Here is an 8005-nt window from a genome sequence, read left to right as displayed (position 1 = left end):
GTCCCCGGACCGGTCCGTAGAGCCGGCTGAGGAAGGTGAGGAAGGCGAGCAGGCCACCGACGGTCAGGCGGTCCTGCGACAGCAGCCAGGCGCCGGTGCCAATGACGACCAGGGCGCCGAGCAGCTCGATGAAGTCCAGGATCGGGACGTAGACGGAGCGCAACCGCGCCGAGGCCATCTCGGCGCGGTACTTGGCCTCGGCCTCGACGACGTACCTCTGCACCTCCTGCTCACCCTGGTCGTAGGCCTGGACCAGCGGCAGGGTGCTCAGGGTCTGCTCGAGAGAGGTGTTGAGGCTCCCGGATCGTCGCTGCCGTTCGCGCGCCAGCTCCTTGAGCCGACGGGCGAAGTAGCGCGACGTACCCCAGAAGAGGGGGGTGACCACCAGGGCCACCAGCGCCAGGAGCGGCTGGAGCACGAAGAGCGCGGCGGCGAAGAAGACGAGCTGGAGAAGGTTCGAGACCGCGCGGCTGGACCCCGAGACCAGGAAGGCCTCGATGGCCGACACGTCCCCCGAGACCCGGCTCATGACGTCACCCAGGCGGTTGCGGTTCAAGAACTCGACCGGAAGCTGCTGGAGGTGCTGCAGCAGCGCGGTGCGTACGTCGACCAGGAACCGCTGGCTGAGCCAGGTGGACAGGAGGCGCTCACAGCCGTCGCACACCGCCTGGACGACGGTCAGGGCGACGTACGCCGTGGCGACCCAGAAGAACAGCGCGAAGTCCTGCGGGATGAGGACGTCGTCGACGACGACCTTGAACAACCAGATCTCGACCGACATCAGGGCGGGGCTGATGGCCGCGAGCAGCAGCGCGACGGCCATCCACCCGCGTCGCGGGGCGGCGTAGGGCCAGAAGCGGCTCAGCATGTCGCGCACGCGCACCGCCCGCAGGGCGGGCACCGTGGTCGGACGAGCCATCACGTCTCCTGCACGGACGAAGGGACAGACAAGGGGGAAGGGACGGGCGAGGGGCCTCGCCCGTCCCTGGGGACCCGGTCAGTGACCGGTACGGGTGCTGGTGTTCGTGCCCGAGCTGGTGTTGGTGTTGGTGTTGGTCGAGGTGTTGCTTCCGTGACGACCGTGACGGCGCGTGCGATATGCGCTGAATCCCATGACTCCTCCTTTCCTCAAGAACGAGGGTGCGAAGCTCCGCCTTCGGGAGCTCCGGCGACCTGTCGTCGACGCTACGCGCGGCGAGGTCCAGTTCTGCAGCGTCCGTTGGTACTAGGACCAACGGGTCATGGGCGCCCGTTCCGAGCCCCCCTCACGGGCGCAGCGTCCGACGGCCGCAGGGGGCGATGGTCCCCCGCGCGCGAGCCCTTGGGCCGTGTCGGCGTACGCCGGGGACACGCGACCCTCGACCCATGCGCCAGACACTGGATCCGGCCGAGGTCGTCGGAGCGATCATCGTCGCCGTCGACGGGTCCGACCACGCGGGGCGGGCCGTCCGATGGGCGTCCGACCAGGCCTTCCTCGAGCACCGGCGTCTGCTGGTGGTGTCCGTGGGCGACGGGTCGGACGCGGCGGTCGATGACGCCGTCRCGGCCGCGCTGCTCCTCCGTCGGGACCTGTCCGTGACGGGATCTGCCGTGTCCGGGGATCCTCGTCAGGTGCTGATCGATGCCTCGGAGCATGCCTCCATGCTGGTGGTCGGATCGCGCGGTCGCGGCGCGCTGCGAAGCCTGATGCTCGGATCCGTCGGCGCCACGGTCAGTGCCCAGGCGGGCTGCCCGGTGGTGGTCTGCCGTCCAGTGACGGACGGCGATCCGCGGTCCGGGGTGGTGGTGGGCGCCGATGCGACGCCGGAGTCGCTCCCGGTCCTGGACTTCGCGTACCGCCAGGCGTCGCTGCGTGGCCTCCCCCTCACGGTCCTGCACTCCTTCTGGGACGCGGCGGCGGCCGTGGCCCAGTACCGCGAGGCCCGCGGGGAGAAGGCCGACCGGCCCGACCTCGAGGACCTGCGCGCCACCCTCGCCCAGTCGGTCGCCGGTCTCGCGGAGACGTACCCCGACGTACGCGCCACCCTCACCCTCAAGCACGGGTTCACCGATGAGGTGCTCAGTCCGCGCCACGGCGGCTGGGACATGATCGTCGTCGGCCGCCACCCCATGACGTCGCTCGGGCGGCTGCTCACCGGCTCCATCGCCACGGCGGTCGTGGAGCGTGCCCACGCCACGGTGGCGGTCGTCCCCGAAGCACCCGCCTGGCCGGACCCCGGAGCCCCGTCCGCGTAGCCAGTGCCGACCGCGGCGACCAGGGCCGGGGAGGCGGTGGGACGCACGAGGGCCCGGACCTCTCGGCCCGGGCCCTCGCTGCGTCGGGTGGGGCTCAGCCCCCGCTCATGAAGCCCGCGACGTCATCACCGACGTACTTGTCGGAGACGGACTTCGCGCCTCCCGGGACATCCGCAGCCCGGAAGATGTAGCTCGCATCGCTGGGCGACGCACCCACCTCGAAGGTCAACGGGACCGCCAGGCCCCCGGTCTCGACGGTGCCGATGTCCTCCTTGGCCTTCGTGACGCCCTCCGGCGTCAGGTCGCCGTCCTCGCACGCCTTGTCCAGGATCTGGCGCATGGTGTCGGCGGCAGCCGTGCCCCACACCACGCCCAGCGTCGGGTCCCCGGGGTTCGCGTCCTGGTACTTCTTGAGGAGGTCGGGGAGCTGGTCGAACGGCGCCACCGGCGAGGCGACGTACAGGTTCTTCTTCAGCGAGTCCCCCGCAGGGCCGTCGAGCAGTGCCGGCGCGAAGACCGGGTTGTTGCCCGCGATCGGCACGTCGAGGCCCTGGGAGGCGGCCACGCCGGCAATCGAGGCCGTCTGGGTCGGCGCCACAGTGATCGCGATGGTCTTCACGCCCTCGGACTTGAGCTTGGTCACCGGGGCCGTCATGTCCGTGTCGGTCGACTGGATCTGCTGCTCGACGACGGTCATCCCGTGCTGCTCGGCGAAGTACTTCGAGCCGGCGAGGCCGCCCTCGCCGTACTCTCCCTCGAAGTAGATGTGGCCGATCTTGTCGCCCTCCTTGATCTTCCCCTCCTCGAGGAGGTAGTCGAGGACGTTGATCATCTCGACCTCGTACGTCGCCCCGACGACCGCGATCTCCGGGCTCTCGGTCAGCGACTGCGCCCAGGCCGCCGGGATGTTGACCATCTGGTCGGCCTCGAGCTGCGGCAGCAGCCCGGTGTTGATCGGCGAGCCGATCGTCTGCTCGATGGCCAGCACGTCGTTGTGGATCGAGCTGTAGAGCTGGATGCCCTTCTGCGTGTCGTAGCCGTGGTCCTTCACCGTCGACTCGACGGTGTAGGTGTCACAGACCTTGTTGTCCTTCCAGTAGAGCGCCTGGGCGTCGGTGATGTCCTTGCCCAGCGCCGCGAAGACGCCGGTCAGGTCGGTCAGCGACCCGAGCGTGATCGTGTCGCCGTCGATGCCCCGGCCGACCTTGACCCCGTCCTGCGTGCTGGTCTCCGAGTCCGAGGACTTCGTGCTGCAGCCCGCGGCGCTCAGCACCATGGCGACCGACACGAGCGTGACCGCCCCGCGCTTCGTGTGTGTTCTCATCAGTTGTTACCTCCGGTTGAGGAATCGGCTTGTGCCGGTGTGGTGGTGTGGTGCTGATCGGCACCCGGGGCGTCCGCCGAGGCGGCACCGGGTGCACGTGGGGGGCGCCGCAGGCGGCGCGCGAGGCCGGCGAGACCGCCGGGCTCGAACATGACGACGAGGATGATCGCCAGTCCGTACAGGAAGGCCGCGGCCTGGCTGGCCACGATGCCGGGCTCGCCGGGCTCCACGATGAACGGCAGCGAGCCGGCGTACTCCTGGAAGACCAGGGGCAGGGCGCTGACGAAGGCGGCGCCCATGATCGATCCCCAGACGGATCCGAGGCCGCCCAGCACGATCATCGCGAGGAACTGCACCGACAGCACCAGCCCGAAGGACTCGGGTGCGACGGAGCCGATCGACAGCGCGTAGAGCACCCCGGCCAGGCCGGCGTACATCGAGGAGACCAGGAAGGCCTTCGCCTTGTAGGCCCGGACGTCCACGCCCATGACCGCGGCCGCCACCTCGCTGTCGCGCAGCGTCTGCAGGGCCCGACCGGGACGCGAGCGCACGAGGTTCGCGGCGAACCAGGCCGCCGCGACGCACAGCACGAGGCCGAGGTACCAGAGCCGCTCGGCCTGACCGAACGGCACGCCGAGCACCTCGAGGGGCGGCGAGTCGAGGCTGCTGAACTCGAAGCCGAAGAGCGAGAAGTACGGCACCAGACGGCCGTTGAAGCCGCCGGTCACCGAGCTCCAGGTGTTGAGCACGTGGTCGCCGATGAACACCAGGCCGAGCGAGGCGATGCCGAGGTAGATCCCCCGCAGCCGGGCCGCGATCGGGCTGAAGAGGACGCCGGCGAGACCGGCGGCGAGGACGCCCAGGACCATGCCCAGCGCCGGCGGCAGCTCGAGTCCGCCGTAGGGGTTGGCCGACCCGCCGGGCGCACCTGACACGTAGGTGTAGGTGACGGCGCCGACGGCCAGGAAGAAGGCGTGGCCCAACGACAGCTGGCCGGTCGTGCCCACCAGCAGGTTGAGCCCGAGCGCACCGATGATCGCAGCGAAGACGGCGAAGCCGGTGCGCAGCCAGAACTCGTCCACGTAGAGGGGCAGGGCGAGCAGCACGACGAACAGGGCGAGCATCGCGAGCAGCTTTGCGGCACGACCTGTGGACCAGCCGGTGCCCCGGCCCTCGCTGCTGGGGGCCTCGCGCTCCCGCACGGTGGTGGCGGACTCAGACACGGGTCATCTCCCGGGTGCCGAAGAGTCCGGCGGGCCGCACCAGCAGCACGGCGACCATCACGACGTACGGGACGACGTCACCGAAGCCACGGCCCAGGAAGGCGATCTCGTCCTGATAGCCGGCGGCCAGCGACTCCGCGAGGCCGATCAGGATGCCGCCGACGAGCGCCCCACCGGTCGAGTCGAGGCCACCGAGGATGGCCGCGGGGAGGGCGCTCAGGGCGACCGTGGCGACCGCCGGGGTGACGCCCGGGGTCGGTGCTCCGACGGCGAAGAGGCCGGCGACGGCGGCCAGGATGCCGGCGATCATCCAGGCGAACATGGACACCCGGCCCATGTGGATGCCCATCAGGGCGGCGGCCTCGCCGTCCTCCGCGGCGGCACGCATGGAGATGCCCCAGCTGGAGTACTTGAAGGTGAGGAAGAAGGCGCCGATCAGCACGGCGGCCGCGACGATGGCCAGGGCCCGGTTGGTGGTGAGCCCGACCCCGCCGATCGAGATCACCTCGCCGCCCCACGGGTGACCGACGTTGAGGATGTCGGACCCGATGCGACGGGTCAGCTCGGTGACGATGATCAGGTCGACGCCGATGGTCAGGATCGCCAGGCTGATCACGGGTGCCCCGCGCAACCGGTTGATCAGCACGCGTTCGACGAGCACGGCCGCGATCGCGGAGCCGGCGATACCGAGCGCGACCGCACCCCAGAAGCCGAGCGTCTCGTGCCAGCGCCCCATCAGGTAGGCGCCCAGCAGCAGCAACGAGCCCTGCATGAAGCTGGTCACCTCGCTGGCCTTGAAGATGATCACGAAGCCCAGCGCGATGAGCGCGTAGATCGCGCCCAGGGACAGGCCGTTGAGCAGCAGGGACAGGAATTGCGTCATCGCGGGGTCTCCTCGTGGGGGTCCTGGTGCTGGTCCTGGTGCTGGTCCTGGTGCTGGTCCTCGTGCTGGTCGGCGCTCGCGGCGGGTCCGGTCTCGTCGCCCGAGCCGAGATATGCCCTGATGACCTCCGGGTCGGCCTGGGTCTCCTCCGGGGTGCCGTCCGCGATCCGGCGACCGAAGTCGAGGACGGTGACCCGGTCGGCGATGCTCATGACCATGCCCATGTCGTGCTCGACCAGGACGATGGAGATGCCGAGCTCGTCGCGGATCTCGAGCACGGCCCGGGCCATCCGGTCGGTCTCCTCCGCGTTCATGCCGGCCACCGGCTCGTCGAGCAGCAGCAGGCGCGGCTCCGTGCACAGCGCCCTGGCCACCTCGACCCGCTTCTGGTCGCCGTAGGACAGGACGCCGACCGGGACGTCCAGCTTGGCGCCGAGGTCGAGGAAGTCCGCGATCTCGCGGATGCGCTCGCCGTGCACCCTCCCCTCCCGGGTGGCCCGCGGCAGCCGCAGGCCGGAGGAGATGAAGCCCGCCCGGGTCAGGGCGTGGCGCCCGAGCATGAGGTTCTCGGCCACCGTCTGGGTGCCCGAGAGGGCGATGTTCTGGAAGGCCCGGGCGACACCGAGGTTCGCGATCTTGTGCGGTCGCAGCCCGTTGAGGAGGGTGTCGCCGAGGCGGACCTCGCCCGACGTGGCCCGGTAGACGCCGGACAGCACGTTGAACATGGTCGACTTGCCGGCCCCGTTGGGCCCGATCACGGCGTGCACCGTGCCGGGCCGGACCGTGAAGGAGACGTCCGAGAGCGCCTTGATGGCACCGAACTCGACCGTGATGTGCTCGACGGTCAACGTCTCCACGTCGGTGCGCAGATCGGCCTCCGGCCCTGTGGGCCCAGTGGCGCCTGTGGAGGTCGTGCTCATGCGGACCACCTCGTCAGCTTCTTCCGACGAGCGGCCGCGGCGGGCTTGCGGGTGGTCGCGCCCTCGCCGCCGTGGCCGAGGTAGAGCCGCTGGACGGCGTCGGAGGTCGCAAGCTCGGCCGCCGAGCCCGACAGCGACACCTTGCCGACGTCGAGGACGAAGGCGGTGTCGGCCACGCCGAGCGCCATCGTGGCGTTCTGCTCGACGAGCAGGACGGCGGTGCCCTGGCGATTGATCTCGCGGATGACCTCACCGATCTGGCCGATGATCCGCGGCGCCAGCCCGAGGGACGGCTCGTCGAGCAGCAGGAGCTGGGGCCGGGACATCAGGCCGCGCCCCATGGCCAGCATCTGCTGCTCACCTCCGGAGAGCAGGCCGGCGCGCTGGGCCCGCCGGTCGGCCAGCACGGGGAACATGTCGTAGATCCGGTCGTAGTCGGCCGACTTCTCGCCGCGGTCCTTGACCGCCAGGCGACCGGCCCTGAGGTTCTCCTCGACCGTGAGCCGGGTGAAGATGCGGCGCCCCTCGGGGACCTGCACCAGCCCGCTGGCCACGCAGGCGGCGGGATCGCGACCCTTGAGGTTGTCCCCCCGGTAGACCACCTCCCCCCGCTCGATGCGTCCGCGGTGCATGCGCAGGGTGCCGGACAGGGTCCGCAGCAGGGTGGTCTTGCCCRCCCCGTTGCTGCCGAGCAGCGCCACCACGGCGCCCTCGTCCACCGACAGGCTGATGCCGCGCAGGGCCTGCACCACTCCGCCGTACGTCACGGCGAGGTCCGTGACCTCGAGGATGGGTCGGCCAGTTGTCGCGGGGATGCTCATGCTCGGGTCTCCAGTCGGATCGCGCGTTTGAGGACCTTGCCGGTCGCGGTCTTGGGGATCTCGTCGACGACGTCGACGATCCGGGGGTAGGCGTGGGGTGCCACGCGACCGCGGACGAACTCGCACAGCTCGGCCTCGGTGGTGCTCGCGCCGGGTCGCAGGGTCACGACGGCACCCACCTCCGCGCCCAGGGTGGGGTGGGCCAGGCCGATGACGGCTGCCTCGACCACGTCGGGGTGCTCCTGGAGCGCCTCCTCTACCTCCCGCGGGTAGACCTGGTGGCCGCCGCGGTGGATCAGCTCCGCCGTGCGGTCCACCACGTAGAAGAAGCCGTCCTCGTCGCGCACCCCCACATCTCCGGTACGCAGCCATCCGTCGACGACCGCGTCCGCGGTCTCCTCCGGCCGCCCCCAGTAGCCCTTCATCACGTTGTGGCCGCGCACGAGGATCTCCCCCGGCTCCCCGTCCTCGACCTCGACGCCGTGGTCGTCGACCACCCGGAGCTGGACGCCCGTCACGGGCAGTCCGATCGAGCCGACCCGGCGCCGGTCACGACGGTTGAAGCTCACGACCGGCGACGTCTCGGTCAGTCCGTATCC

The 8005-nt window shown here is 70.6% G+C and carries 8 protein-coding genes; 1 reads left to right on the top strand and 7 read right to left on the bottom strand.

Annotation, left to right across the window (positions count from 1 at the left end):
- Positions 1–919: ABC transporter transmembrane domain-containing protein (locus tag ACXJKL_RS09070; protein ID WP_457206738.1), on the bottom strand; the 919-nt coding region annotated here is incomplete at its 3' end.
- A 446-nt stretch (positions 920–1365) separates the two neighbouring features.
- Between ACXJKL_RS09070 and ACXJKL_RS09065 the strand changes: the two genes are divergently transcribed.
- Positions 1366–2235, top strand: coding sequence for a universal stress protein (locus tag ACXJKL_RS09065; protein WP_457206737.1), 870 nt, complete (start codon positions 1366–1368; stop codon positions 2233–2235).
- Positions 2236–2329: 94 nt separating this feature from the next.
- Here the strand turns inward: ACXJKL_RS09065 and ACXJKL_RS09060 are convergent, their stop codons facing one another.
- The 6 genes from ACXJKL_RS09060 to ACXJKL_RS09035 form a co-directional block, all read right to left on the bottom strand.
- A complete protein-coding gene (locus ACXJKL_RS09060) occupies positions 2330–3559 on the bottom strand; it encodes an ABC transporter substrate-binding protein (RefSeq protein WP_457206736.1) in 1230 nt (409 codons plus the stop codon).
- Positions 3559–4782, bottom strand: coding sequence for a branched-chain amino acid ABC transporter permease (locus ACXJKL_RS09055; protein WP_457206735.1), 1224 nt, complete (start codon positions 4780–4782; stop codon positions 3559–3561). The genes ACXJKL_RS09060 and ACXJKL_RS09055 overlap by 1 nt, the downstream gene beginning before the upstream one ends.
- Positions 4775–5665 (bottom strand): branched-chain amino acid ABC transporter permease, encoded by an 891-nt coding sequence (locus ACXJKL_RS09050; protein ID WP_457206734.1) that lies wholly within the window; start codon positions 5663–5665, stop codon positions 4775–4777. The genes ACXJKL_RS09055 and ACXJKL_RS09050 overlap by 8 nt, the downstream gene beginning before the upstream one ends.
- A complete protein-coding gene (locus ACXJKL_RS09045; protein WP_457206733.1) occupies positions 5662–6585 on the bottom strand; it encodes an ABC transporter ATP-binding protein in 924 nt (307 codons plus the stop codon). Before ACXJKL_RS09045 ends, ACXJKL_RS09050 begins: the two co-directional genes overlap by 4 nt.
- Positions 6582–7406, bottom strand: coding sequence for an ABC transporter ATP-binding protein (locus ACXJKL_RS09040; RefSeq protein ID WP_457206732.1), 825 nt, complete (start codon positions 7404–7406; stop codon positions 6582–6584). Before ACXJKL_RS09040 ends, ACXJKL_RS09045 begins: the two co-directional genes overlap by 4 nt.
- The coding region (locus ACXJKL_RS09035; RefSeq protein WP_457206731.1) for an AMP-binding protein at positions 7403–8005 on the bottom strand (603 nt) is incomplete at its 5' end. The genes ACXJKL_RS09040 and ACXJKL_RS09035, both read right to left, overlap by 4 nt.

Source organism: Nocardioides sp. P5_C9_2 (genome assembly GCF_054049555.1).
The sequence above is the reverse complement of the archived record's forward strand: the minus strand, read 5'-3'. Positions and strand labels throughout refer to the sequence as shown.